This window comes from Streptomyces sp. NBC_00539 (assembly GCF_036346105.1).
Lineage (GTDB): Bacteria > Actinomycetota > Actinomycetes > Streptomycetales > Streptomycetaceae > Streptomyces.
Genome location: NZ_CP107811.1, coordinates 6,532,896 through 6,556,470 on the forward strand (window position 1 = coordinate 6,532,896; position 23,575 = coordinate 6,556,470).

At 71.0% G+C, this 23,575-nt stretch carries 22 protein-coding genes; 12 read left to right on the plus strand and 10 right to left on the minus strand.

Translation table 11 applies throughout. The features are described from left to right. Nucleotides 1-19 precede the first annotated feature (19 nt). The 5 genes from OG861_RS29575 to OG861_RS29595 form a co-directional block, all read right to left on the minus strand. The gene (locus OG861_RS29575) at nt 20-1,264 is read right to left on the minus strand and encodes an MFS transporter (protein ID WP_329192334.1); all 1,245 of its coding nucleotides are present in this window, start codon (nt 1,262-1,264) and stop codon (nt 20-22) included. Between the two features lie 71 nt (nt 1,265-1,335). Then, nucleotides 1,336-3,336: a PEP/pyruvate-binding domain-containing protein gene (locus OG861_RS29580; RefSeq protein ID WP_329192333.1), complete on the minus strand. Its 2,001-nt coding sequence runs from the start codon at nt 3,334-3,336 to the stop codon at nt 1,336-1,338. Further along, on the minus strand, nt 3,333-4,784 hold the full coding sequence (locus OG861_RS29585) for an ATP-grasp domain-containing protein (protein ID WP_329192331.1): 1,452 nt from the start codon (nt 4,782-4,784) through the stop codon (nt 3,333-3,335). The genes OG861_RS29580 and OG861_RS29585 overlap by 4 nt, the downstream gene beginning before the upstream one ends. Before the next feature lie 324 nt (nt 4,785-5,108). Beyond that, nucleotides 5,109-6,377, minus strand: a complete 1,269-nt coding sequence (locus OG861_RS29590) for an APC family permease (protein ID WP_329192329.1) — start codon at nt 6,375-6,377, stop codon at nt 5,109-5,111. A gap of 318 nt (nt 6,378-6,695) precedes the next feature. Then, on the minus strand, nt 6,696-7,481 hold the full coding sequence (locus OG861_RS29595) for an MBL fold metallo-hydrolase (protein WP_443056405.1): 786 nt from the start codon (nt 7,479-7,481) through the stop codon (nt 6,696-6,698). A 127-nt stretch (nt 7,482-7,608) separates the two neighbouring features. Between OG861_RS29595 and OG861_RS29600 the strand changes: the two genes are divergently transcribed. After that, nucleotides 7,609-8,217 carry a CGNR zinc finger domain-containing protein gene (locus OG861_RS29600; RefSeq protein WP_443056404.1) on the plus strand — a complete coding sequence of 203 codons (609 nt, stop codon included), beginning with the start codon at nt 7,609-7,611 and terminating at the stop codon, nt 8,215-8,217. 127 nt (nt 8,218-8,344) lie between these two features. Here OG861_RS29600 and OG861_RS29605 read toward each other — a convergent pair whose 3' ends face one another. Further along, nucleotides 8,345-8,998 (minus strand): TetR/AcrR family transcriptional regulator, encoded by a 654-nt coding sequence (locus OG861_RS29605; RefSeq protein WP_329192323.1) that lies wholly within the window; start codon nt 8,996-8,998, stop codon nt 8,345-8,347. An 89-nt stretch (nt 8,999-9,087) separates the two neighbouring features. On the opposite strand from OG861_RS29605, the gene OG861_RS29610 reads away from it, so the two are divergent. The 7 genes from OG861_RS29610 (at nt 9,088) to OG861_RS29640 (ending at nt 15,014) form a co-directional block, all read left to right on the plus strand. Then, nucleotides 9,088-9,501 (plus strand): DUF4345 domain-containing protein, encoded by a 414-nt coding sequence (locus OG861_RS29610; RefSeq protein ID WP_329192321.1) that lies wholly within the window; start codon nt 9,088-9,090, stop codon nt 9,499-9,501. A gap of 194 nt (nt 9,502-9,695) precedes the next feature. Continuing rightward, the gene (locus OG861_RS29615) at nt 9,696-10,163 is read left to right on the plus strand and encodes a MarR family winged helix-turn-helix transcriptional regulator (RefSeq protein WP_329192319.1); all 468 of its coding nucleotides are present in this window, start codon (nt 9,696-9,698) and stop codon (nt 10,161-10,163) included. 152 nt (nt 10,164-10,315) lie between these two features. Beyond that, on the plus strand, nt 10,316-11,407 hold the full coding sequence (locus OG861_RS29620; protein ID WP_329192317.1) for a PP2C family protein-serine/threonine phosphatase: 1,092 nt from the start codon (nt 10,316-10,318) through the stop codon (nt 11,405-11,407). Between the two features lie 319 nt (nt 11,408-11,726). Next, nucleotides 11,727-12,323 (plus strand): hypothetical protein, encoded by a 597-nt coding sequence (locus OG861_RS29625; RefSeq protein ID WP_329192315.1) that lies wholly within the window; start codon nt 11,727-11,729, stop codon nt 12,321-12,323. Between the two features lie 157 nt (nt 12,324-12,480). Beyond that, nucleotides 12,481-12,951, plus strand: a complete 471-nt coding sequence (locus tag OG861_RS29630; protein WP_329192314.1) for a hypothetical protein — start codon at nt 12,481-12,483, stop codon at nt 12,949-12,951. A gap of 172 nt (nt 12,952-13,123) precedes the next feature. Then, nucleotides 13,124-13,723 (plus strand): hypothetical protein, encoded by a 600-nt coding sequence (locus OG861_RS29635; RefSeq protein ID WP_329192312.1) that lies wholly within the window; start codon nt 13,124-13,126, stop codon nt 13,721-13,723. Between the two features lie 265 nt (nt 13,724-13,988). Further along, nucleotides 13,989-15,014, plus strand: coding sequence for a serine/threonine-protein kinase (locus tag OG861_RS29640; protein WP_329192310.1), 1,026 nt, complete (start codon nt 13,989-13,991; stop codon nt 15,012-15,014). A gap of 103 nt (nt 15,015-15,117) precedes the next feature. On the opposite strand, the gene OG861_RS29645 is transcribed toward OG861_RS29640, so the two are convergent. The 3 genes from OG861_RS29645 to OG861_RS29655 form a co-directional block, all read right to left on the minus strand. Then, nucleotides 15,118-15,348, minus strand: a complete 231-nt coding sequence (locus OG861_RS29645; RefSeq protein ID WP_329192308.1) for a response regulator transcription factor — start codon at nt 15,346-15,348, stop codon at nt 15,118-15,120. A 172-nt stretch (nt 15,349-15,520) separates the two neighbouring features. Next, nucleotides 15,521-17,974 carry a SpoIIE family protein phosphatase gene (locus tag OG861_RS29650; protein WP_329192306.1) on the minus strand — a complete coding sequence of 818 codons (2,454 nt, stop codon included), beginning with the start codon at nt 17,972-17,974 and terminating at the stop codon, nt 15,521-15,523. A gap of 344 nt (nt 17,975-18,318) precedes the next feature. Continuing rightward, nucleotides 18,319-18,603 (minus strand): hypothetical protein, encoded by a 285-nt coding sequence (locus OG861_RS29655; RefSeq protein ID WP_329192304.1) that lies wholly within the window; start codon nt 18,601-18,603, stop codon nt 18,319-18,321. Between the two features lie 1,008 nt (nt 18,604-19,611). Here OG861_RS29655 and OG861_RS29660 point away from each other — a divergent pair. From OG861_RS29660 to OG861_RS29675, 4 genes are all read left to right on the plus strand, one after another. Continuing rightward, nucleotides 19,612-21,276 (plus strand): DUF6777 domain-containing protein, encoded by a 1,665-nt coding sequence (locus OG861_RS29660; RefSeq protein WP_329192302.1) that lies wholly within the window; start codon nt 19,612-19,614, stop codon nt 21,274-21,276. A gap of 277 nt (nt 21,277-21,553) precedes the next feature. Further along, nucleotides 21,554-22,291: a hypothetical protein gene (locus OG861_RS29665; protein ID WP_329192300.1), complete on the plus strand. Its 738-nt coding sequence runs from the start codon at nt 21,554-21,556 to the stop codon at nt 22,289-22,291. A 97-nt stretch (nt 22,292-22,388) separates the two neighbouring features. Continuing rightward, complete coding sequence (locus OG861_RS29670) at nt 22,389-22,610, plus strand: DUF7489 domain-containing protein (protein WP_329192298.1); 222 nt, start codon at nt 22,389-22,391, stop codon at nt 22,608-22,610. Nucleotides 22,611-22,746: 136 nt separating this feature from the next. Then, nucleotides 22,747-22,992, plus strand: coding sequence for a DUF6158 family protein (locus OG861_RS29675; protein WP_329192296.1), 246 nt, complete (start codon nt 22,747-22,749; stop codon nt 22,990-22,992). A 215-nt stretch (nt 22,993-23,207) separates the two neighbouring features. Here the strand turns inward: OG861_RS29675 and OG861_RS29680 are convergent, their stop codons facing one another. Continuing rightward, a complete protein-coding gene (locus OG861_RS29680) occupies nt 23,208-23,387 on the minus strand; it encodes a hypothetical protein (RefSeq protein WP_329192294.1) in 180 nt (59 codons plus the stop codon). Between the last annotated feature and the right edge of the window lie 188 nt (nt 23,388-23,575).

Genomic DNA, 23,575 nt, shown 5'->3' on the forward strand with positions numbered 1-23,575 from the left:
GATCCCGCGACGTGACGTATCAAGCCTGTCCGGTGGCCGGCCGTGCCCCGTCCCGGCGCAGCCGGCCCAGGACGACGCCCACGACGAGCAACAGCAGACAGGTGCCCGCCGCCGCGTGCACGAGGAGCGCGTCGAGGCGGTCCGCCGCCAGGTAGGCACCGACGGCCAGCGCCACCAGCGCGCACACGCCGCGGTCGATGATGGACTCCACCGACAGCAGGGTCGCCCGGTAAGGGGTCGGCGGGATGGCCGCGTTGATCAGGTTGCGTTGCACCGGATACGCCAGGCCCGCCGCCGCGGCGAACACGCACAGCCAAAGTATCGTGCCCAGGCCCCCCGACAGAGTGGTGGCCGCGAGCGTGAGTGCCATGATCACGCTGAGGACGGTCACCACGGTGGTGTCGGACAGTCTGCTGCGCAACCAGCCGGTTCTCGCCGATCCGACGGCCTCGGCGACCGTCATCGCCGACAGCACCGCACCGTGGTCGGCGACGGGGAGGTTCTTTTCGAGGAGCAGCGGCTGGAAGAGGTTGACCTGGCAGATGCGGGCGAGGGTGAACACGGCCACGCCCTGCACCATCAACGGCCCGAGGGACCGTGACGTTCCGAGCACCTTTACGGCCTGGCGGGCCGAGGCGAGGAGCCCGACGCGTTCCGCGGGCGGCCGGGTGCCCCCGAGGGGCGGCTCCGCGAGCGGTGGGAGGGCAGCGGCGCAGGCCAGCGAACCGAGCGCGGAGAGCGCGGTCAGCACGTAAGGCGCCTCGTGCCGGACGTGCATCAGGACGCCGACCAAGGGCCAACACATGATCTTCGCCCAGAGGCCGAGCGCTCGGGCGGTGCCCTCCGCCTGTACGTAGTGTGCGTCCGCACCCTGCTCGTGCAGGTACTCGTACAGGTAGGCGCTGGAGGCCCCGGACACCAGCGAGCGGGCTGCGGCGATGGCCAGGAAGTGGGCCATGAAGCCCGCGAAGGACGGCGAGAGGACCGGCAGGAGGTTCGCCGCGGTCATCGCCGCCGCGCCGAGCTGCATGCACCGGCGCTGTCCGATGCGGTCGGCGATGAAGCCCGTGGGGATCTCCAGCAGGCAGAACGCCACGTAGTAGACGCTCTGGATGCCGAAGATCTGGCTGTCCGACAGGCCTGCCTGCCTCTGGTACTGGTAGAAGACCGGCATCCACCAGAGCAGGTTGAACAACAACTGGAACCCGTTGTTCAGCCGGATCACGCGGAGCGCCGCGGCGGGCGGGCGGACGCGGCGCCTCACGCGCGCACGCAGGGAGAGGGGCATGGGCGACCTTCGGGTGGGGCGGGACGCGGGCAGGGAGTACGGACGGGTCAGGCGCTGTACGGCCGCAGTTGGAGGATGTGGAGCGCGCCTTCCGGCCCGAGCAGCCATTCGATGTCGAGCGGCCCCGCGAAGGTGTAGTCCGTGGCGAAGTGGGACTGGAGCAGGCGGCCGGCCAGCGCCAACCGGCCCAGGTGCTCCCGGGTCTCCTGCGCCAGGTCCTCGGTGGCCGCGCCCAGCGAGATGGTGCGGCCGCCGCCCTCGACCGTGTTGTACAGGTACTGCAGGGGCAGCGTCCGGCCGTCGACGACATCGGCGGTGGACCCGTGCGCGCAGTTGAGGTACACGTTGCGGAAGTCGGCCCGGTTGGTCGGGTTGCAGGTGACCATGACCCCTCCGAGCGGGGACGGTTCGTAGCGCTGGACGATCACCCCCATGTACGTGTCGTCCAGGGAGATGCCGGCCTGGTGGCGCAGCCGCACGCTGCGCGGGGAGAGCAGCGAGGCCCACACCTGGCGGATGGCGTCCAGCAGTCCCGGCAGGTCGGTGACCTTGGTGTGGGACTCGTAGATCCCGGCCGCGGAGAAGCCCGGCAGGTCCTCGGCGTTCGAGGAGGACCGCACGGCGAAGCGGCTGGTGCCCGCCAGGTGCTCGACCAACTGGGTGTCCAGGGCGCCCACGAGGTCCTCGGGCACCGGAAGGGTGCGCACCAGGTGTTGCAATTGGACGCACACCGTGTCGACGGCGTCCATCGCGTTCAGCTCCAGGGCCATCTTCAGCTTGCCGATGCTCTGCTGCACGGCCGGCGAGGAGTCCAGGAACCGCTGTTGGACGGAGAAGGGGACGGCCACGCCCGCGGGCGCCTGGACGTGCCGGGTCAGGAACTCGCCCGCGTACTGGGCGAGATCGCCGCCCTCGGGCACCTGCAGGCGGGCGGCCAGGTGACCGAGCAGGTCGGCCCGGGGCGGGCGGGGCACGGAGTAGTAGCCGGTCAGTCGGGCCGAGCCGTGGCGCAGCACGTGGTGCAGTTCCCCGAGGTTGGCCGCCTTGGTGCCGTACCGGTTGCGGTCGCCGGCGCGTAACGCGGACAGCGGCACGAGCGGTACGTCCGTCACGTGCGGCGCGTCGAGGCGGACCCGCTGCGTGTGCCACGTCGGTTCGGCGAGGTCCGACGGCTCCTCGGCGCGCTCGATGACGAACCCGTGAGCGGTGACCTCGTAGTGGACCCAGGCACCGTCCAGCTTCTCGTCGGCGATCGTGTCGAGGACCCCGCGGACGATGGCGTTGGGGATGCCCCAGCCGGCCGCCAGCATGTTGGTGTGGGACAGCGGTGTGGTGGGCAGGGCGTTGATCAGACCGGAGAGCCGCGGGATGTCGTCGGGGACCACGGGCATGGCGACGATGTCGTACCAGGTCAGGTCCGCGCGGGCGGCCAGGTACTCCTCGCCCGAGGCGAAGGCGCGGAGCCGGCCGGTGGCCGAGGCGAGCGTCAACGGCACGAAGGGCGCCGTCGCCAGGAGCGCATGACCCCGCGCCCGGGGCACCACGGTCTCCGGCACCGCCGCGAGGGCGTTCTCCTGGCCGTGGTTGGCCGGTTTCACCAGCAGTTCCAGGGACGGATCGAGGTGGGCCCGTACGAAGGCGTGGAACTCGATCAACAGGTCGGCGCCCATGGTGTCGGCCTCGGTGGTCTCCAGGACCATGAACGGCTCGCCCTGCTGCGGGCCGCCCCGGGAGTGCAGCGACAGCACGCCGAGCAGGAAGCGTCGCGCGGGGTCCTGGTAGACGTCGTGGTTGAAGCGGTCGAGTTCGGCGTCGAGCTGATCCAGGGTCATTCCCTGGATCTCGATGGCTATGTAGTTGACGTGGAAGGAGTGCACGGCGCTGTCGAGGACGTGCCACACCCCCTGGTCCCGGTCCACGACGACCTTCACGTACGGGTGTCCGCCCAGCACCCCGGCCAACTGCTCGAACAGGGGGAGCGTGAGCATGGTGTCCACGGCGGCACCCCGGGGGGACGGCGCGGGGGAGATGGTGTCGGCGTTCGTCATGCGGTGCTCCCTGGCGTCGGGCGGTCGGCGGAAACGGCGCAGGCGTCGGAGGCGTCGGTGGGAGGGGTGGACGTGCCGGACGTGGTGGACGAGTCGGCGGACGCCGCGGTGAGGGCCTTCGGCAGGGCCGCGACGATGCGGCCGCAGTCGGCCAGCAGCTCCGGCCCGGACCCGGCGCTGAGGAAGCACAGCGCGGCCATGGAATTGGCCCCTCCCGCCTCCTCGTACGGTGGGACCGGGCTGCCCGGCGGGAGGCTGTGCTCGCGCACCAGCTCCACGCGGGATCCCGGTGAGACCACGGCGTCCCAGTCGACCGCCTCGAAGTCCCAGGCCGGCAGCTCGCTCCAGGGCCGGCCCTCGGAGTCGACGGCGAGGACGACGAGGGAGCCGGCCGCGCCCTCACCCTCGGTCAGCATCCGCTCCGGGTAGGCGACGTCCCGGCCGAGCAACTGGCGCACCAGCATGCCGATCATGTCGAGCCCGAAGACGGTCTCCACCTGCCGGGTGGTCATCACCCCACCGAAGCGGGCCGCGGTCTCGATCAGCCACATGGCCCCGTCCGCGCCGAGCTTGATCTCGGTGTGGGTGGCGCAGGTGTCGAGTCCGAGCGCGTCGACGGCGGCGCGCGACACCTCCTCGATCCGGCGCTGCGCCGATTCCGGGAGGGCGGCCGGAGCCAGGCTCGCCCGCTCGGTGAAGGGCGCGACGGTCGGCATGCGTCCCGTGATGCACAGCGGGTGGTAGCGGCCGTCGGCGACGATCCCCTCCACGCTGACGTAGTCGCCCCAGCCGGCCCCCTCGAACCAGTCGGAGGCCTCTCCGGTCACGATCTCCTCCAGGAGGAAATCGCTGACGCCCTCGTCCGCGGCGTGCAGTTCCGCGTAACCCTGTGCGGAGGACGCCTCCATGACGGAGCGTCCGGTCTTCCAGGCCTCCTCGGCCTGCTGTTCGTTCCACACGGTGAGATGGGCCGTGGAACCCGCGCTCCAGGCGGCTTTCAGGAGGAGCGGAGGCCTCAGGGTCTCGAAGGCGGTCGCGATGTCCTCCGGCGTGTGGACCTCCACGAACCCCGGGACGGGCAGCCCGGCGTCACGCCAGATCCTGCGCATCAGACGCTTGTCCCGCGCCCCCGCGACCCGCTCGCCGGCGCCGCGCAGACCGAGCCGCCGGCTCGCGTGGGCGACGGCGACCACCGCGTACTCCGACAGGGTCAGCACCGCAGCGGCGCCGGCGCGGCGGGCGTGGGAGCAGATCAGATCGACCAGTTCCACCCCCTCGCCCGGCAGGGCCGTGGTGACCGACGCGCACCCGGGCAGCCACACCGACTCGGTGGTGCGGGGCAGCGGCGCGAGCGCGAGGACGTGCACTTCGGCGTGGGCGGCGATTCTCGGGACGGCGTACTCCAGAGGAGGGCCGCCCTTGGCGTAGACGAAGAGGATCGGGGTCATGGTGCTCCTGGGGTCTGGGGACACCGCGTTGCGCGACGGCGTCGTCGGCGGACGATCCGTACGCGGTGTCACCACGTGCGGACCAGGGACAGCTAGAGCACGACGGGGAACGGCGGACGTACTGGTGTACGCCTACTCGGTTGAGCGCGCGCCAAACAGCCGGACCCGCCAACCGGGGCCGGTACCAGGGAGTTTCAGCCACCCGCGGGAGGCCGGTCCGGGAGATCGGCAAGGGGTCCGGATCCGGCCTCGTGCCTACCCTCGTGGCCTGACGGGCGGTCAGGGCACTGCGGCGCGTACGGACTCGGCTAGCCGGCCGCCCCGTCAGGTGCGGGACGCGCGCGCCTTGCGGAGCCCGTAGGCGGCGGCGCCGGCCGCGATCACCGCGGCACCGCTCAGCACGGAAGCGGCGGGCAGGGCGAAAGCCAGGACCAGGCAGCCCGCGCCACCCACGACCGGCACGATCCGTGGCGGGCGTCCCTCGGCGGAAGTGAGCGTCCAGGCCGAGGCGTTGGCGAGGGCGTAGTAGACCAGGACGCCGAAGGAGGAGAAGCCGATCGCTCCGCGCAGGTCCGTGGTGGCGGCGAGGACGGCGACGACGGCGGCCACCGCGAGTTCGGCGCGGTGCGGCACCCGGAACCGCGGGTGGACGGCGGCCAGCGCGTGGGGCAGGTGCCGGTCGCGGGCCATCGCCAAAGCGGTGCGCGAGACGCCCAGGATCAGTGCCAGCAGCGAACCGGTCGCTGCGACGGCCGCCCCGGCGCGCACCACCGGTGCCAGGCCCGGGACACCGGCGTCGCGTACGGCCTCGGCGAGCGGGGCGGCTGTGTGGGCGAGCCGGTCGGGCCCGAGGACCGCGAGCACGGCGACGGCGACGGCCGCGTAGACGACCAGCGTGATACCGAGCGCCAGGGGGATGGCACGGGGGATGGTCCGCTTCGGGTCGCGCACCTCCTCGCCGAGGGTGGCGATGCGCGCGTACCCGGCGAAGGCGAAGAACAGCAGCCCGGCCGCCTGGAGCACGCCGCCGGCAGTGGCGTCCGTCCCTACGTCCAGGCGGGCCGTCTGCGCGGTGCCGCCGGTGAGGCAGGCCGTGACCACCGCGGCGAGCACCGTGAGGACGACCGCGACGATCCCGCGTGTCAGCCAGGCGGATTTCTGCACGCCGACGTAGTTCACCGCGGTCAGGGCCACCACAGCGGCGACCGCCACGGCGTGCGCCTGCCCCGGCCACACGTACCAGCCGACGGTGAGTGCCATCGCCGCACAGGAGGCGGTCTTGCCGACCACGAAGCCCCAGCCGGCCAGGTAGCCCCAGAAGTCCCCGAGCCGCTCACGGCCGTAGACGTACGTACCGCCCGACCGCGGGTAGCGCGCGGCCAGGCGGGCGGAGGAGGCGGCATTGCAGTACGCCACCACCGCGGCCAGCGCCAGACCCGGCAGCAGCCCCGACCCCGCCGCGCCCGCCGCCGGCGCGAGCGCGGCGAAGATGCCCGCCCCGATCATCGACCCGAGCCCGATCACCACCGCGTCGAACACGCCCAGGTGCCGCCGCAGTTCCCCCGCATCGGCAGATGCCCCCGCCGTACCCATCGCTCGCTCCTCCACCACGGCCCACGGCGCTCACGGTCCCGACATCGGCGCACCCTCCCCGGACCGTGCGCGGCGGGGCCGGCGCGGCTCGAAGCGCCGTCCCTCGTACGCGTGGCGGTGCGGGCGTGGCACCGGGTGCGTGCGTCCGGTCCCCGAAAGCCCGGACGAGACCTGCCTCTGCGCAAACCTACCTTCCCTGCAGTTCGCCTTGTCCGTGGCCACCCCGTCTGCCGCCCGCCGGCCCGGGCCGCAACGGCCGGACAGGCCGCCGGAGGCCGGGCGCGGTCCGGGTCTGGGCGGATCAGGGGTTCGTCGGGCTCAGGCGCGCCGGCTCCGGCCGCTGTCCAGGCGGTCGGCCAGCCCGGCGGCGCTGAACGCCGCTTCCAGTTCGGCGTGTCCCTCGGTGAAGTGGGCCCAGCTGTCGCAGTGGACGGGAACGACGCGGCGGGCACCGAGGATCCGGGTGGCTTCGGCGGCCTGGGCGCTGTCCAGGACGAGGAGTCCCCCGTCGAAGAGGACGGGGAAGCGGGGGGCTCCTGCGAAGAGGATGGCCGTGTCCACCGGGGCGAAGCGCGCGGCTGTCTCCTTGACCGCGTCGAGCGAGGCGTTGTCCCCGCTGACGTAGACGGTGGGCAGGCCCTCGCCGGTCAGGACGAAGCCGATGACCTGTCCGACGACCGGTTCGACTTCCTCGCGCGCCCCGGGTCCGTGAACAGCGGGTACGCCGGTCACGGTCACCGTGCCGCCATCGGGGCGGGGCAGCTTGATGGATTCCCAGTCGGCCAGGCCCTTGGCCTTCTCGCCGAGGCGCCGTCCGCCACCGGGGGTGGTGAGGGTGAGCGGGACGTCGGCGAGCAGGGCCCGGCCGGAGTGGTCGAGGTTGTCGGGGTGCTCGTCGTGCGAGAGCAGGACCACGTCGACGGGGCCGAGGTCGCCGGGAGCGGCGGTGGACGGGGCGGTCTTGGTCAGGTGCACGCCGGGCGCCGGGTATCCGCCGGGTCCGTCGAAGGTCGGGTCGGTCAGGAAGCGCAGGCCGCCGTACTCGAAGAGGGCGGTCGGGCCGCCGAGTACGCGGACGGGGAACTGGTCGGTCGATACGGGCACAGCAGGCACAACAGACGCAGAAGGCACAGCAGACGCAGCAGACACAGGGAAACCGACCTCACGGATAGATTCGGATGAACCGTGAGATGACCGTAGCTGTATCTCACGGATGACTGCAAGCCGTACCATGAGAGATATGAAGGAGCCCGTGATGGAAGACCCCGCCGTGCCGCCGGCCCCGGGCGAGGAAGAGCACGTGTCCCTGGCCCTCGCCAACAGCGCGGTCACGCGACCCGGCGGGCACACCACTGACCTCCTGGGGACGCCCGCACAGGCGAACCACTGGCTGACGCAGCGCGGTCTGGCCCCGCCCGACGCCGGGCTGCGGGAAATGTGCACGAGCCAGCTGCGCGCGTTCCGCGAGCACATCAGGTCGTTGCTCGCGGCCCGCGCCGCAGGGCTTCCCGCCCTCCCCGCCGCCGTCAAAGCCGTCAACGAAGCGATGACCCGCGTCCCCACCGCCCCGCTGCTGCAATGGGACGACGAAAACGGCCCCTACCGTGCGGCCGTCCACCCCACCGCCGCGATCCTCGACCATGCTCTGGCGGCCGTTGCCGCCGACGCCGCCGACCTCCTGACCTCCCCGGACGCCGAACGCCTCACCGCATGCGGCTCCGCCCCCTGCAACCGCTACCTGCTTCGCCACGGCCGCCGCCACTGGTGCTCCACCCGCTGCGGCGACCGGGCCCGCGCCGCCCGCGCCTATGCCCGCCGCACCCAGGCGGGGACGGACTGACGAGCGTTCCGCAGGGCCGACGGGTTCGGTGGTCGCTCCACCAGCCGGGGATCCGCCTTGGGCGGGCGAAATGCAGGGGCCGCCCTGTCCGCCAACGGGTTGTCCCCTGAGGCCAACGGGTTTTGCCTTATGCGTGGTGGCGCGGCGGATCGGGGGCGCCTGCGCCGGGAGGCTGTCGTGGCCAGTCCGGGGCGGGGTCCTCGGTGAGGAGCGGGCGCAGGGCGCCGAGGACCCCGCCGATGCAGACGTCGCGCAGCTGGGTGCGGGTGCAGGTCGCGTCGGTGAGCCAGTCGACGCAGAGCACCTGGACGAATACCAGCCAGCTCTTGAGGACACCGGACACGGCCTCGTGGGCGGTTTCGTCCGCGAGGGGGAGTACGGCCAGCAGTCGTGCCCGGAGTGCGTCCAGTTCGTTCGTCATGATCGTCTGGATCACCGGGTCGCCGGCGAGGACCCGGTTGGCGGCGAGGACGGCGTGCCGGTTCGCCACGAAGTAGTCGAGGTGGACGTCCAGGCCCTGGACGAGCTGCTCCACCAGGGAGTCGGCCGGGTCGAACTGCGTCTCGGTGAGCAGCTGGTCCGCCGCCTGCTGGTAGACGGCGGCGAAGAGGGCCTGCTTGCTGGGGAAGTGACGGTAGAGCAGGGCTCTGGATACACCGGCTTCTTTGGAGACGTCCTCCATCAGTACGTCGGCGTACGGATGGGCGGCGAAGAGTCGTGCGCCGACGGCGAGGAGTTGGGCGCGGCGGTCGGCGGGGGTGAGTCGCTGGCGGGGAGGCACGGCCGCAGTCTAGTTGACATGTGTCTACTACCGCGCCAATGTAGTAGACACATGTCAACCAGACTCCGTCGGCGCGGCTTGGAGGGATCGTGGCGAGGGTTTTACGCGTGCTCACGCAGCTGATGGGCTGGTCCTGCGTGGCGATCGGCCTGTTCCACGTGGCACTCGGCAATGCGGCGATCCCCGGGGCCGGTTCCGCCGGCGCGACGATCGACAGCTGGGGCCGGTTCATGGGGGCAGCCTTCGTCGGCTACGGGCTGGCCTGGCTCTGGGCCGCCAGGCAGCGCCCCGTCCCGGCCCGGGCGGTGCGGTGGCTGGCCGGCGTCTTCCTGCTGGGCGGGGTCGGCCGACTGCTCTCGCTCGCCGTGCACGGCTGGCCGCAGTGGTTCCAGATCGCGCTGGCGGTGATCGAGCTCGGCCTGCCGCCGGTCTTCTTCTGGCTGGCCGACGCGGAGGAGCAGGTCCGCAGCGGAGGCGTCGGAGCCGTGTCCGCCGGTCGGTGAAGGCTCTGAACTCCCCGGTCGGAGCTGCCCGCTTGAACTGGTGAACTGGCGGTTCGTCGTCGTTCAGCGACTCGTAGCCCCTGTCCGGAAGATCAAAAGCTTGACCTCAACAGTGCTTGAGGTCCTACGTTCTCCCCTGTGACCTGAACGCGTGCGAAGGTCCCGCAGACGAAGTAGCAGGAGGAGAACATCCCATGACGACCCAGCAGATGTCCGACGCCGAGCTCGCCGGACAGCCCGCCGCCTACTGGACCGGTGTCGCCTACGAGGCGCTCATCGCGTACACCAGGGCCCGGCAGGCCGAAAAGGGCTACACCCAGCCCCAGTTCTGGCTGCTGCGCAACCTGTCGGCGAACGACATCTCGCCCGACGGCGAGGGGATGACCCTGACCGGGCTGCGGGAGGCCATGGCCTCCTACATCCGGCTGGAGGACGACCTGGCGGCGGAGGCCGAGGCGCTCGTGGAGCGCGGCTGGCTGAGCCGGGATGCCGAGGACCGGCTGTGGCTCACCGCGGAAGGGGAACAGGCCCGCGTCGACCTCGCGCGCAACGCTCCCGCGATCCGCGCCGCTCTCCACGAGGGCATCGACGACGCGGACTACGTCACCACGGTGAAGGTGCTCCGGCAACTGATCCACAACGCCGGCGGGACGCTCGCCTGACGCGGCGGCGTCGATCCGGCCGGGGCCGCGCAGGGCCTGCGCCGGGGCGGTGGCAGGAGTCGGGCAGAACAGCCCGGGATGTTCCGGCAGGGAGGCCAGTGGGCTCCGTTCTCGGAGTGCTGTGCCCTCATTGCGCGGATATTCTGGGAAATGTGATCGAGTCTGGACGGCTGCGGCTCCGTAGGCGCCCCGGCCCGGGGAGACTTGTGCGGCTGTCGCCGGTCATCCTGACCGTCGTGATCGCCAGCTTGGCCTACGCCACTCCGCCGGAACTGGCCTTCAGCCGCCTCCTGCCCGCGGCGCCGGCCCTCGCCGCCGCCATGTGGCCGGTGCTCCCCACCGTCCTGCTCGGGACGGTCTGCCTCCTTCTCATGATCGGCCTCAGCCTCGTCTTCCCCGATCTGGGGACGTGGTGGACGGCCGCGGGGATCATCGCGGTCACCGTCGCGGCCGCGTACGGGAGCCACGTGCGGCTCCAGCGGGAGCGGACGCTCTTCCAGGTACGGCTCGTCGCCGACGCGGCGCAGCAGGTGGTGCTGAGCCCGCTGCCACGCCGTATCGGGGGCATCGAGATCGAGTCGCTGTATCTCGCGGCCGCGGCGGAGGCCCGGATCGGCGGGGACTTCTACGAGGTGGTCGACACGCCGTACGGGGTCAGGCTGCTCATCGGTGACGTGCGGGGCAAGGGCCTGCCGGCGGTCGGGGCGGCAGCGGCGATCGTGAACGCCTTCCGGGAGGCGGCCTACGGCGAGGCCGACATGGTCGACATCGCACGCAGACTGGACGCCAGCAGCGCCCGCTACAACGCCGCCTTTCCCCCCGAGGGGCCGATGGAGCGCTTCGCCACCGCCCTCCTCGTCGAGATCCCGCACGAGGGCAGCCACATCGACATCCTCAACTGCGGACACCCCCCGCCGTTGCTGCTGAACCCCGCGGGGCTCCGTGTCCTGGAGCCCGACACCCCCTCGCCCCTGCTCAGCCTCGCGGAGCTGATCGGCGACCGGTACATCGTCGACTCGTACGACTTCGCCCCCAACGACCTGCTGCTTCTCTACACCGACGGGATCGCCGAGGCCCGCGCGCGCGACGGCGAGTTCTTCCCCCTGGCAGCTTGGATGCGTCGACAGCCCCCGACTCGGCCCGGCGAACTGCTCACGGCTCTGCACCGCGATCTCCTCCACTACAGCAGAGGGCGCCTCGACGACGACATCGCCGCCATCGCCGTACGCCTCCGCGAGCCCTGAGACCGCTGGGCGTCGAGGCCGGGCAGTTCGCGCTGTAGCCCCCCGCGTCACCGGCCGGCCGAGGTCCGCTCCCACCAGGGCGACGGCGCGCGCATTTTCAGACGGTGCCGGGCGGCCTGTCAAGCCCCGACATTCCGGAACGTGACCGGGGTGTGCCGGTCGGCGCTTACTTGTGGTGCGGGCCTCACCGAGAAGGAAACGAGGCAAGACGGAAGAAACGAAATACCTCGCAGAGGATTCTTTCTCCCCTCCATGTCACCGCATTCGTCCCGGAATCCCAGGGCGGTCAGTCACCCCTCAGGACAATCAGGAGAAAGTCATGAACCGCAAGATTCGCACCAACAACGTCGCCCGTCCCAACCGCCGAGGTTTCCGCCTCGCGACGCTGGTCGCTTCGGCCGCCGTGATCACAGGAGGAATCGCCCTTCCGGCCTCCGCGGCGGTGGCCGCTCCGGTGCCGGCCCACGTGGTGGCAGCCTTCCCGACCGCCGGTGGCGCCGGTGGGGACGGGGGTGACGGCGGGGGCGGCCTCGTCGGCGGTGGCGGTGGCTCCGGCGGCTCCGGGGGCGGCAGCGTCCTGGGCGTCGGAGGCAACGGCGGCAACGGCGGCAAGGGCGGGAACGGTGTCCTCTCCGGTGGCGGCGGTGGCGGCGGCGGTGGCGGCGGCGACGGCGTGATCGGCGGCAACGGCGGCAAGGGCGGAGACGGCGGCAGCGGCCTGTTCGGCGGCAACGCCGGTGGCGGCGGTGGCGGCGGTGACGGCGTCCTGATCGGCGGCAACGGCGGCAAGGGCGGCAAGGGCGGCGACGGCGTCTTCCAGGGCGGCAACGGCGGCAAGGGCGGCAAGGGCGGCTTCGGCGGCATCCTCGGTGGCCTTGGCGGCGGCGGCGGGGCCGGCGGGCGCAGCATCTTCTGAGCCGGACCGGGTCCCGGGGGGTGGAGGCACCCGATGCCTCCACCCCCATCCCCACCACACCCCCATCCCCCGATAAGCCCCGAGCGCCAGTCCGGCGACATCCGGGGCGCAGCCCCCGCAAGCGAATACCCCGTGCGTACGGAAACGGAGAACCCCCATGTTCAGAACTACCTGGCAGCGTCCGCTCATCCTGGCGGCGGCCTCCCTGGCTCTCTTCACCGGCACGGCGTGCGCAGCGCAGGCGTCCGCGCCCCACGCCCAGGCCGGCATCAGCGTTCCGGCCGCCGCCGACCACCCCAAGCCCTGCGCCGCGTTCGGCAAGGGCGGGGAGGGTGGCGAGGGCGGAAAGGGTGGCGAGGGCGGCAAGCCCGGTCAGCCGGGTCAGCCCGGCCAGCCCGGCCGCTCGGGTTGCCTCCGGTTCGACGACCTGCCCGACAAGCCGAAGTCGAAGCTGTCGATGGTGGACAAGGTGTACATCGTCATGGTGCTCATAACCGACGACTCGGACGAGACGAAGGAGAAGATCGCCAAGAAGTACGACGTCTCCCACGACCAGCTCGACACCTGGAAGCAGGACTACCTCGACGGCGACTGGTTCGCCCTGATGGGCGCGGACGTCCCTGCCTGAACCCGCACCACGCGAGGGTGGCGGACCAAGGGCGGAAAGTCTCGGGGAGGAAATGAGGCCGGCGGGTCCAACCGCCGGCCTCCGCGTACAAAGGGCGCGTACACGGACCGCGGGCAGCGGGCGGACGGAACCGCGTCAAGGAAAAGCGATCTCTACGACAAGGATGAATGTCATGCGTGTGCGTTCTTGGAAGTTCCGTCTCGGGCTCGTCATCTCTTCGACCCTGGTCGGTGCCGGTGCGATGACGCCCGTGGCCACGGCGGCGCCCACGTACGAGCCGGCCGCTGCATCCGTCGGTCACTCCCTCGGCTCGCCGTTCGGCAGCGGTGACGGTCGCCCGAGCGGCGGCCGGTTCGCAGCCAACGGATCGGTGCTCGGCAACGTGAAACTCGGCAGCGGCAGCGTCAAGGTGGGGAACGGCAGCGTCCGCGTAGGTGACCGGATATGTGCGGGCAACTGCACGGGATCGGTGAACGGCACCAACGGCGGCAGCGGCGGGATCTGCGCCGGACTGTGCAGCGGCAGCGCCAACGGTGGCAACGGCACGAACGGCGGGCCCGGCGGCAACGGCACGAACGGCGGCAAGGGCGGTATCTGCGCCGGCGTCTGCAGCGGCAGCGCCAACGGCGGCAACGGAGGCAACGGCGGGGCCGCGCCCCCCGGTGGTGACGGCGGCGACGGCGGCCGCGGCGGCAACGGCGGCATCTGCGTCGGTACCGGCTGCGAAACCAGCGGTCAGGGCGGCCGCGGCGGCAACGGCGGCGCCGGCTGACGACCGCCGGGGGCCCCGTGTCCCGGTGGAGGCCGTGGTGCGACCGGCCTCCGTCACCCGGCACACGTGTGGATCACTGGATAGACTTCGGGTAGGCAGTTCCTCCGATGGGCGACGCTCGTGCCCGACGGCGCGAGGGCGGAGTATGCGTGCGGAGGCTGCCCACGGACCATCGAGGACGGGGTCGGCATGATCGACACCTTCACCAACGCGCACCGCGGCGGCGCCGGGCCTCGTCGGTCCGGCCGGGGGACGGGGGCGCCCGATGAGTTCGAGACCTGACCTGAGCGTCCACACGGATCGAGCCTCCGGACTGATCGGCAAACAGATCGCGGGCTACCGGGTCGACAGCATGATCGGCCGCGGGGGCATGGCCGTCGTCTACTGCGCGAAGGACCTGCGCCTGGACCGTACGGTCGCGCTCAAACTGATCGCCCCGGAACGAGCCCGCGACGACACCTTCCGGCGCCGCTTCACCCACGAGTCGCGGGTGGCGGCGCAGATCGACCACCCGCACATCGTTCCTATCTACGAAGCGGGTGAAACCGACGGCGTCCTCTACATCGCCATGCGCTACGTGGCCGGTCCGGACCTGCGGGCCTTGCTGGACCGGGACGGTCCGCTCCCCGTCGCGACCGCCCTGCGCATCGGCACCCAGGTGGCGTCCGCACTGGACGCGGCCCACGAGCACGAGCTGGTGCACCGGGACGTCAAGCCCGGCAACATCCTGGTCACCACGGGCACCGACAGCGACCATCCCGAGCACGTCTACCTCACGGACTTCGGGCTGACGAAGAGGTCACTCGCGCTCACGGGGTTCACCACCGCGGGCGAGTTCGTCGGCACGGTCGACTACATGGCGCCGGAACAGATCTCCGGCCGTCCGGTGGAAGGCAGGTGCGATCTCTACAGCCTCGCCTGTGTCGTCTACGAGTCCCTCGCGGGCGGGCCCCCCTTCGACCGGGGCGATGACGTGGTGGCGCTGCTGTGGGCCCACCAGTACGACCCACCCCCTCCCTTGACCGAAAGGCGCCCGGGGATCGCCCCCGCCGCCGATGACGTCATGGCGAAGGCCCTGGCGAAGATCCCCGAGGACCGTTACGGCTCCTGTCTGGAATTCATGGCGGCCCTGCGGGCCGCAACGGGGATCGGAGCCGGCAAGGCCGCCGAGGGTACCGAGGTGTCGTCTCCGGTGGCTTCGCGGCATCCTGCGACGGCGAAGAACACGCCGCCGCCGCAGCCTCCCCGCTGGGCGCGGCCGGTCTTCCGCCGCCTTCCGGGCACGGCGTAGTACTGCGCACGCACGAACGTCCCCGCCCGAACCCGACGGATGCGGGAGGGGACGGGGACGTGCAGGAACGGGGCCGGCGGTCGTTACCGGGAAGACCGGGGGGTCACAGACCCAGGGAGATGGCCAGGCGGGTCATCTCCGCCGTGCTGTTGATTCCCAGCTTGGCCCGGATGCGGCGGAGGTAGGCGTCGACCGTGTGCTTGGAAAGTCCCATGTGCCGGGCCGTCTGGAGGTAGGTGCACCCGGCGGCGATGTGCCGCAGCGCCTCCTGCTCCCGCGGGGCCAGGGCAGGCGTCACGGTGGGGGTCTGCGGCGTGGCGAGTGTGAGGCTCATGGGATTTCCTCCGACGGATCGGATCGGTCATCGCTGCTCACGTCCTCGGAAGCAGGGGACATATGCGTCAATGTCGCTTTTTGTCCCTACTCAAAGCGTGGCTTCGTGACGTCATGGCCGTGTCCGCCGACTGTCACAGGCGCGTCACAGGGAACCCCGAGTGCGGGTGTCCTCACAACCCGACGAGGGACTGCTCGGCCCAGATGGTCTTCCCGACGGGGGCGTGCCGGGTGCCCCAGCGCTGGGCGAGCTGCGCGACCAGCAGCAGGCCCCGCCCTCCCTCGTCGAAGATCCGGGCCCGCCGCATATGGGGGGCAGTACTGCTCGCGTCGGAGACTTCGCAGATCAGAGTGCTGTTCTCGCTCTCGTGGATCAGCCGCAGCTGGATCGGCGCCGCGCCGTAACGGATGGCATTGGTGACGAGTTCACTGACCACGAGTTCGGTGACGAAGCCGGCCTCCTCCAGCCCCCAGGCCGCCAACTGGTCGGTGGTGTACCGACGGGCCTGGGCGACGACGGAGGGGTCGGAGTCCAGGTCCCAGACGACGACCTGGTCGGCATGGAGGGCCCGGGTGCGGGAGACGAGCAGGGCGACGTCGTCCTCCGGAGGGTGGGTCAGCATGGCCGTCAGGACGCGGTCGCAGACCGTCTCCAGCGTGGAGGCGGGCCGGATGAGGGCCTCGAACATGGCGTCCAGGGCGTCGTCGATGTCATGGTCGCGGGCCCGCAGCAGACCGTCGGTGTACAGGGTGAGGATGCTGCCTTCGGGCAGCTCGACCTCGGCGGCCTCGAAGGGCAGGCCGCCCAGGCCCAGCGGCGGGCCGGCGGGCACGTCGAGGAGGTAGACGGAGCCCTCGGGGGAGACCACGACGGGCGGGGGATGACCGGCCCGGGCGACGGTGCAACGCCGGGTGACAGGGTCGTAGACCACGTACAGGCAGGTCGTACCGATGCCCCCGGCGGCCTCCGCGGAGGCGTCCTGGCCGGCCTCGTCGGCGGAGAGGTGGATGATGAGGTCGTCGAGGTAGGTGAGCAGCTCGTCGGGCGGCAGGTCGACGTCGGCCAGGGTCCGTACCGCGGTGCGCAGCCGGCCCATCGTGGCGGTGGCACGGATGCCGTGGCCGACGACATCGCCGACGACCAGGGCCACCCGCGCGCCGGACAGCGGGATCACGTCGAACCAGTCGCCGCCCACGCCGGCCCCGGTACTGGCGGGCAGGTAGCGCGAGGCGATCTCGAGTGCGGCCTGCGTCGGCATCGTGTGCGGGAGTAGGCTGCGCTGCAGCGTCATGGTGGTGGTGTGCTCCCGGGTGAACCTGCGTGCGTTGTGGATGCCGACGGCCGCTCTGGTCGTCAGCTCCTCGGCCAGCCACAGGTCCTCCGCCTGGAACGGTTCCCGGTGCTGGTGACGGCTGAAGAAGGCCAAGCCGAAGGTCATGCCGTCGGCGCGCAACGGCAGGACCATCATCGAATGGGTGCCGTCTCCGCTGATCCGGGCGGCTCCCGCGTCCTGCGCGATCCATCGGGCGATGCCCGGGTCGGCACTCCCGTAGACGGCGCCCCGTCCCGCGGCCAGACACTCCACGGGCGGTGACAGCGGCGGGTAGACGGTCGTCTCGCCCACCCCGACCTGGGCTTCCGTCATTCCGGCGAGGATCGAACGCGCGGCGGCCCGGCGTGCGGCGACGGGCCCTGCCGCCGGGCGGGAAGTCGGATCGTCCCCGCGCGGCGGTGGCTCCAGCAGGTCGACGACCGCGAAGTCCGCGAGCCGGGGGACGGCGATGTCGGCCAGTTCCTGCGCGGTCCGGGCACTGTCGGGGGTGGTACCGATGACGGGGTCCGTGTGGTCGGGCACGAGCATTTCCTGACGGTCCGCCCCGGCCTCGGCCCCGCCGGCGGTCCGGTCGTGCGCGGCCAGGTACACGGCGACGACGCGGCCGTCCGGACCCCGCAAGGGGGCCAGAGAGGTGGCCCAGCCGCGCTCCTGCGCACCCGCTCCCGCCGATCGGACGAAGGCGTTCACGTACTGCGGTTCACCCGTATCCAGCGTCAGCCGCATACTGCGCTCGGTTTCGTGGCTCACCGGATCGGGCGCGATCTCCGGCAGGCGCAACCCGCGCATCTCGGCCTCCATGAGGGAGAGCGTGCGCTCCATGCCGACGTTCGCCCGTACCAGCCGCAGCTCCGCATCGAAGATCGCCAGGATGCAGGGGGACTGGGTGAACGCCCATTCGTTCAACGCATCGTCCAAGGGCGGCCGGGGCCCGGCCGTCACGGCACACACCACGGACCATTCGGTGGACCCGCCGGTGGACGCGACGCGGTGCGCGAGCAGTCCCCGTTCCAGCCGTAGGCCGTTGCGGTGCCGCAGCGCCACGGTGCCGCTCCACCGTTCCTGCCCGGGCGGCAGCGGCCACACCGTATCGGCGGCGCCGTCGGCGAGCAGACGGGCGGCGGGCAGGCCCACTACCTCTGAGGGGGCGTAACCGAGCAGACGACGGGCACCCTCACTCCACTCGGTGACGGTGCCCTGGTCGTTGATGCCGGCCGTGGCCGAGTAAGCCGGCTCGGGGGAGGCGTCCGTCTTCTCCGGGTGCTCACCAGGAGAGGTGGGAAGTCGCTCCATCGTCGCTCATCTCGCCCTCGTTCGTTACCTGTCCGCCGGACCACGGGAACCTGCACGGGGCTCCACTGACAAGCATCATCCGGCGGGGCGACGAGCACCAACGCAGCGCGGTGACGACGGTCGCGCGCGTCGGCACGGCCGGTGACGTGAACTGCCGACGCGCCTGCGGGCCGGGCTCCCTCCGAGAGCCCGGCCCGCGGTTCCCTGCGGTGTGGATTCCTTTCCGACGTCTTTCCACGAAGCCGTTGCCGCACCAAGGCGGTCGCTCAGAGGCGGCCGACCGCGCTCCGGCCATGCCGGGCCGCTGTGCGAGGGGCGGCCCGGGCCTTCACCTGTCGTGTTCGTCAGTGGTTGTGGTGGTGGTGGCCGTGGTGGTGGTTGTGGTGGTGGTGATGGTGATGGTGGTGCCTGTGGTGGTTGTCGTGGTGGTCGTCGTCGTGGTCGTGATGCCAGTCGTGGCCCTGGACGACGCTCGCCACCGGGCCGGCGGGCATGGCGGACACCGTTGCCGCGGAGGCCGGCAGGATGGCGGCACCGGACAGCAGGGCGCCCGAGACCACGATCATCGCGAGGCGGAAGCCCCGACGGTTGGGACGGACGTCGTCAGTGAGGTGAGCGTTGCTGGTCATGAGTTTCTCCTACCGATGAATGTGCCGATATGGGGGTTGAACCAATGGACCGTCTTCAAGCGCCGATTCGGAGAAAGGGAACGTTTTCGGAGACGAATTCCGTCTTGCCGTTCTGTCCCTTTCGCTTTCCCGGCGAGGTCCGTGCTTCAAGTAGGCCCGCCCGTCCCGGCAGGGTCATGTTCCGAGGACTCGGGACTTGACGCCGTCGAAGAGCCCGGGTAAACGCGGCGTAAGCGTCACGGACGGGCCCCAGGCCCTTCCGCTGCGGGCCCACAGGGATGGCCGTACCGACCGTGCCGGAGCCGGAGCCGGAGCCGGAGCCTGAGCGGGGGGTCGCCCCGTCCCGTACCGGCCGGTGCGATGCCCCACGAGACGTACGCGGACGCCCCGTCGTCGGAGCGGAAGGCAGGCCCCGACCAGAACGCCGCCGAGGAGGTGGGGGCTTCCCCGTCCCCTCCGGTGCCGGTGCCTCCGGCCGGTGCTCAGGCGGCTCCGCGTCCCAGCCCCTGTCAAGTCACGAAAACTCGCGCCATGACGCGCACCGAGGCCAGGGGCCTACTCGGAGCGTGGGCCGCCGCAGCGCGTGACCCACCCACACGCGTCAGGTGGAGGGACGGGCCGTTCGGCTGCGTCTTCCCTCCTTTTTTCGCGGGAGTGGAATTTCCATGATTCACGTCCTCGGGATGTGGAGCCATACTGGCCAGAGGAGCACGCAATGCGGATGACCATCGTTTCCCCGGTGTCCCACGACGAGGGGAGAGTGTCGTGACTTCCCTACCGCCTTCGTCCGAGCGCCCCACCGGGCCGCCGTCCGGTCCGTTGTCCGCTCGGCCGACGGATGAGCAGCCGTCTCCGCCCGGTCTGCCGCCACCAGCGGGACCACCGCCACCGCCGGGGCCTCCCGCCCCGCCGACCGGCAGCGGTGAGCCGGGCGAGCCGGACCGGCACCGAAAGGGACCGGCTCACGGGTGGCGGTCGCGCAGAACCGTCCTGGGTGCCGGCGCGGCAGTGGGCATCGCTACGGCGGTGGTCCTCGCCTTCACCGTCATGGGCGGGAACACGGCAAGCGGCGGCGAGGTCTTCCTCACAGCCACCTCGGCGGCCGGTATCGATCCGTTCACTCCCTCGACGGCTACGGCGTCCGAGACGACCGAAGTCACGCCCGCCATGGCCAACACCTCCCAGACGGGGGCGAGCGGTACACGCACCCTTCAGGTCGACGGCGCGCAGCCGGGGCTGTACGGCGGTACGCGGAACGTCGCGAGCTGCAACGTCGAAAAGCAGATCCAGTTCCTTGGGCAGCACACGGACAAGCGCAAGGCTTTCGCCGAACCGCTGAACATCCAGGAGTCCGGCGTCCCTTCCTACCTGCGGTCACTGACGCCCGTTCGGCTGAGCTGGGACACCAGGGTCACCAATCACGGGTACAGGAACGGCGCGGCCACCAGTTACCAGGCGGTCCTGCAAGCCGGCACGCCCGTACTGGTGGACAACCACGGAGTACCGCGCGTCCGCTGCGCCTGCGGAAACCCCCTGGCTCCACCCGTCGCGGTCAAGGGCAAGCAGGCCTACAGCGGCAAACAGTGGTCGTCCTTCCGCTCCACCGCTCTCGTTGCGGTCAAGCCCGCCGAGAAGCCGGTGAAGGCCGTGACGATGTTCGATCAGAACCACAAGGAGTGGTACCAGCGCCCGAGCGGCGACGCGAAGGGCGGCCACGACCACCAGATTCCCGCCCCTAGCGGCCAAAAGCCCGAGTCGCCGTACCCGGTCCTTCCCGTGGCCCCCCAGCAGCCGGTGGTGAAGCCCCCTGAAACGCACCAGAACAAGGTGCCGGACGAGCACAAGGTGCCGGGCAACAAGACGGACGAGCACAAGGTGCCGGGTAAGGAGCAGAACCCGAATCAGGAGCCGGGTAACAAGACGGACGAGCACAAGGTGCCGGGTAAGGAGCAGAACCCGAATCAGGAGCCGGGTAACAAGACGGACGAGCACAAGGTGCCGGGTAAGGAGCAGAACCCGAATCAGGAGCCGGGTAACAAGACGGACGAGCACAAGGTGCCCGGTAAGGAGCAGAACCCGAATCAGGAGCCGGGTAACAAGACGGACCAGCACAAGGTGCCCGGTAAGGAGCAGAACCCGAATCAGGAGCCGGGCAACAAGACCGACGAGCACAAGGTGCCCGGTAAGGAGCAGAACCCGAATCAGGAGCCGGGCAACAAGACCGACGAGCACAAGGTGCCCGGTAAGGAGCAGAACCCGAATCAGGAGCCGGGCAACAAGACCGACGAGCACAAGGTGCCGGGCAAGGAGCAGAACCCGAATCAGGAGCCGGGCAACAAGACGGACCAGCACAAGGTGCCGGGCAAGGAGCAGAACCCGAATCAGGAGCCGGGTAACAAGACGGACGAGCACAAGGTGCCGGGCAAGGAGCAGAACCCGAATCAGGAGCCGGGTAACAAGACGGACGAGCACAAGGTGCCGGGCAAGGAGCAGAACCCGAATCAGGAGCCGGGCAACAAGACCGATGAGCACAAGGTCCCCGGCCAGGAGCAGAACCCGAACCAGGAGCAGGGCAACAAGACGGACCAGAACAAGGTGCCCGGCCAGGACCAGAACCCCGGCCAGGACCAGAACCCCGGTCAGAACCAGGGAAACAATCCCGACCAGGGATGAGGATCTGGCCCCCTCCACGGGGCCGGCAGTCACATAGACGCCCGACCGGGGCCTTCCCGGTCGGGCGTCTGGCACGGGGGCGCCCTGCCCCACCTCGTACGGCGCGCCGTCCCCCCGAGCCCCGTCGCCGCCGGTCACCTGCCGCCTTCCGTCCCGCGGGGTACGTTGGATGGGACTGCGGGGCGGTGGCGGCAGAAAGGGCTGGCCCATGGCGGCGACGGACGGTGCTCGTTCCGGCAGGTCGCTCTCCGGTTTCCTCGGGAGCCCGTTAGTCGGGATGTCCCCCTGGATCGCCTTCTCGGTCCTCGTGGGGCCGGGACGTTTCGAGTGGGCGGTCGGGGCGGCCCTCCTCATCTCGCTGGCTCTCGTGATCGGCGGTCGTCTGGTCGCAGCCGGGGGATCGGTGAAGATCCTGGAGGTTTCCGACCTCGTGTTCTTCGCGATCATGGCGGTCGTCGGCGCGGTCGCGAGCCCGGGCACTCACCGTTGGCTGGAGACGTATGCGGGAGAGATCTCGAACCTCGCGCTGGTAGCCATCGCCTTCGGCTCGATGGCGGTCCGGATGCCGTTCACCCTCCAGTACGCCCGTGAGCAGGTCCCCCCGGCCTACTGGAAGACGCCCGTGTTTCTGCGGACGAACTACCTGATCACCGCGGCCTGGGGGGCGGCATTCCTGGTGGCGGCCGTCGCCGGAGGTTACGGAGACCTGGTCCTGCACAACCCGAACAACCTCTGGACCGGGTGGATCATCCAGATCCTGGCCATCGTCGCGGCCCTGCGCTTCACGGTCTGGTACCCCGAGGTCGCCCGTGCGCGGGCCCGCGGGGACCGGCCGGTTCCCCCGCTGGCGGACCTGCTGCTCCCGCTGGCCGGGATGCTCGTACCGGTGGGGATCGCCGTGCTCGTCTTCGACGGACACCTGTGGTGGCTCGGGGTCGTCCTCATCCTGACCGGCGTCTGGCTGACCAGGCTGCTCAAGCACCGGGTGAACGGCGAGGCACACGCCGTTCACTGAGGTACGTTCGCCCCCGCTGCCGCATGACATTTGTACTGGTGAAGAGGTGATGCGCCGCCCTATGGGAGGGGTCGTCGCGCTCCCTAGACTTCACATCATGTCGAAACCACGCGAATTCGGACGCGACGATTCCTACGAAGGTGTCGTCACCGACAAGTCCCGGGGCATGCTCGACGGCTCGAACATGTACCACTTCGTCGAGATCCGTCTCACCGACGGTGAATCCGTCAAGGTCCGGATCGGCCGCCGGCTCTGGAAGTCGATCGCGGTCGGAGATCGGATCGTCAAGCGACCGGACGCCGACCCGGCCAAGGAGTAGCCCTCGCGCGGACACCTCATGTCGGGACGAGCAGCCGTCCCCGAGCGGCAGCATGATGGAGGGAGCGGTCCGTGGGCCGCCTGGGGCGGCCCCGCGCCCACCCCCGACTGAGCGAGCAGAAGGAGGCGCACCTGCGATGACGGATCACCAGGGCGGCCCGTCGGCCCGTGACCTTGAGGAAAGCGTGCTGCTCAAGGAGCTGGAGGCCATCCACCGCACGCGCCACGAGACCTTGCTGCACGGGTCCGACGATGCGCTGGCCACCCACACGAAGCGGATGAACGAGCTGGAACAGGAGTACCTGCGACGTCACCCGCAGCGGGCCCAGACGCAGGCCCGCACCCGCTCGGGCGCCCGCGCCCGTACCGCCGAAGGGGACTGAGCCCACGGCAGCCGTCGCGACAGACCCCCACCACGCCGGCCGGGTCGTCCGGCGGTGGGGTCGGCATGGGCGGCGGTGCGGATCTGTCCCATGAGCGTGGCGGCTTCGAGAGGGTGGCCCTGGACGTCGTCGTAGAGGTCGCCGCCGATGGCCATGCCGTGCGCGGCGGGGAGATGGCGGGCGGGCGCCTCATCCGGTCCGGACACCTGCTGCGGTCAGAGCGCCGACGGTTCGTTGACCAGCCGGGCGGCCCCGGGCATCTCGACGTGGTCATCCGGGGTCCGGCCGCCCTCCGAGAACGCGGCGAGTTCCCCCGAACGGCCGAGGTTCGACGGCGAGCACGGGGCATGCGCGTGCTGCACGGTCGGCCAGTGACCGAGCTCGGGGATGAGCACGCCGTGCCCCCTTGAAGGAGGGGACGTCACCGTCCCGGCCACTGCGGTGGGGACGGTGACGGTCTGCCGGATGCCGCACCCGACGGTGGCAGCCGTGTGGACGGTTCGTCAGCATCCGAGCACGTGCCGCACATCCGGGTGGATTCGGCCCCTTTTCGGCAATCCGGGAGCGCGCTGCCGCCAGAGTT

Excerpts from the sequence above, each read along its gene's own strand:
- OG861_RS29580 (WP_329192333.1), bottom strand. The coding sequence starts at position 3,336 with ATGACGAACGCCGACACCATCTCCCCCGCGCCGTCCCCCCGGGGTGCC.
- OG861_RS29585 (WP_329192331.1), bottom strand. The coding sequence starts at position 4,784 with ATGACCCCGATCCTCTTCGTCTACGCCAAGGGCGGCCCTCCTCTGGAG.
- OG861_RS29590 (WP_329192329.1), bottom strand. The coding sequence starts at position 6,377 with ATGGGTACGGCGGGGGCATCTGCCGATGCGGGGGAACTGCGGCGGCAC.
- OG861_RS29600 (WP_443056404.1), top strand. The coding sequence starts at position 7,609 with ATGAGAGATATGAAGGAGCCCGTGATGGAAGACCCCGCCGTGCCGCCG.
- OG861_RS29615 (WP_329192319.1), top strand. The coding sequence starts at position 9,696 with ATGACGACCCAGCAGATGTCCGACGCCGAGCTCGCCGGACAGCCCGCC.
- OG861_RS29625 (WP_329192315.1), top strand. The coding sequence starts at position 11,727 with ATGAACCGCAAGATTCGCACCAACAACGTCGCCCGTCCCAACCGCCGA.
- OG861_RS29630 (WP_329192314.1), top strand. The coding sequence starts at position 12,481 with ATGTTCAGAACTACCTGGCAGCGTCCGCTCATCCTGGCGGCGGCCTCC.
- OG861_RS29635 (WP_329192312.1), top strand. The coding sequence starts at position 13,124 with ATGCGTGTGCGTTCTTGGAAGTTCCGTCTCGGGCTCGTCATCTCTTCG.
- OG861_RS29640 (WP_329192310.1), top strand. The coding sequence starts at position 13,989 with ATGAGTTCGAGACCTGACCTGAGCGTCCACACGGATCGAGCCTCCGGA.
- OG861_RS29645 (WP_329192308.1), bottom strand. The coding sequence starts at position 15,348 with ATGAGCCTCACACTCGCCACGCCGCAGACCCCCACCGTGACGCCTGCC.
- OG861_RS29650 (WP_329192306.1), bottom strand. The coding sequence starts at position 17,974 with ATGGAGCGACTTCCCACCTCTCCTGGTGAGCACCCGGAGAAGACGGAC.
- OG861_RS29655 (WP_329192304.1), bottom strand. The coding sequence starts at position 18,603 with ATGACCAGCAACGCTCACCTCACTGACGACGTCCGTCCCAACCGTCGG.
- OG861_RS29665 (WP_329192300.1), top strand. The coding sequence starts at position 21,554 with ATGTCCCCCTGGATCGCCTTCTCGGTCCTCGTGGGGCCGGGACGTTTC.
- OG861_RS29670 (WP_329192298.1), top strand. The coding sequence starts at position 22,389 with ATGTCGAAACCACGCGAATTCGGACGCGACGATTCCTACGAAGGTGTC.
- OG861_RS29675 (WP_329192296.1), top strand. The coding sequence starts at position 22,747 with ATGACGGATCACCAGGGCGGCCCGTCGGCCCGTGACCTTGAGGAAAGC.